Genomic DNA, 1,402 nt, shown 5'->3' with positions numbered 1-1,402 from the left:
GGCCACCGAGCCCACCCCGTGGCCGGCCGTGGACCGGCCGCGTCGGGCGGCGGTGTCGTCGTTCGGGATCTCCGGCACGAACGCGCACGTGATCATCGAGCAGCCGCCCGCTGAGACGATCGAGGGTGAGGTCGTTGCCCGCGACGTGCCGCCGGTCGTGCCGGTGCTGCTGTCGGCCCGCGACGCCGCCGCGCTGTCGGCGCAGGCGGGCCGGTGGGCGCGCTGGCTGACCGCCGACGAGGCCCCGCGTCCGCTGGACGTGGCCTGGTCCTCCATCACCACCCGGCCCGCGCTGGAACACCGGGCGGTCGTCACCGCCGCCGACCGGGACGACCTGGTCGCGGCGTTGACCGCCCTCGCCGACGGCGACCCCACCGGTACGGTCGTCTCCGGCGCCACCGGCCAGCGCGGCCAGCTCGCGCTGCTCTTCTCCGGCCAGGGCGCGCAGCGCGCCGGGATGGGCCGGGAGCTGTCGGCCGGGTTCCCGGTGTTCGCCGCCGCGCTGGACGAGGTGTGTGCGCACCTCGATCCGCTGCTGCCGCGCCCGCTGCGGGAGGTGCTGTTCGCGTCGCCGGGGTCCGCCGAGGCGGAACTGCTGGACCAGACCGTGTTCACGCAGGCCGGGTTGTTCGCGGTCGAGGTGGCGCTGTTCCGCCTCGTGGAGTCGTTCGGGATCGTGCCGGACATGCTGGCCGGTCACTCGATCGGTGAGGTGACGGCTGCGCATGTCGCGGGCGTGTTGTCCCTGGCCGACGCGTGCCAGTTCGTCGCCGCACGGGGTCGGTTGATGCAGGCGCTGCCGACGGGCGGCGGCATGCTGGCCGTGGCCGCCGACGAGGCGGCGGTGGTGGAGTCGATCGCGAGGCTGACCGACCGGGTCGGCATCGCGGCCGTCAACGGGCCCACCGCCGTCGTCGTCTCCGGTGCCGTCGAGGCCCTGGACGAGGTGGAGCGGCACTGGCGCGACCGGGGCGTGCGCACTCGCCGGCTGACGGTGAGCCATGCGTTCCACAGTCCGTTGATGGCGCCGATGCTTGACGATTTCCGCGCGGTCCTGCACGGCCTCACCTTTGCCACGCCGCTGCTGCCGGTCGTGTCGAACGTGACCGGGGCCCTGGCCGGCGACGAGATCCGCACGGCCGACTATTGGGTGCGGCACGTGCGCGAGGCCGTGCGGTACGCCGACGGGATCACCGCTCTGCGGGCCGCCGGGGTGGACACGTTCCTGGAGGTCGGGCCGCAGAGCGTCCTGACCGCGATGACCGCCGACCTGCTGCCCGACGACGACGGTGTGCTGGCCGTCGCTGTGCAGCGCCGTGACCGCCCGGAGGCGCACGCGCTGCTGCACGCCCTGGCCGAACTGCACGTGCACGGGATGCCGGTGACCTGGACGCAGTGGTTC

Annotated in this window: 1 protein-coding gene; it reads left to right on the top strand. The window is 74.3% G+C overall.

Annotation, left to right across the window (positions count from 1 at the left end):
• Positions 1 to 1,402 (top strand): acyltransferase domain-containing protein (locus KBX39_RS31200; protein ID WP_210873996.1); only part of this gene is annotated, 1,402 nt, incomplete at both ends.

The organism is Micromonospora sp. D75, assembly GCF_018070405.1.
In the GTDB taxonomy this organism is placed as follows: Bacteria; Actinomycetota; Actinomycetes; order Mycobacteriales; family Micromonosporaceae; genus Micromonospora; species Micromonospora chalcea.
Note: the sequence above shows the minus strand (reverse complement) of the source record. Positions and strands in the feature narration are given on the sequence as shown.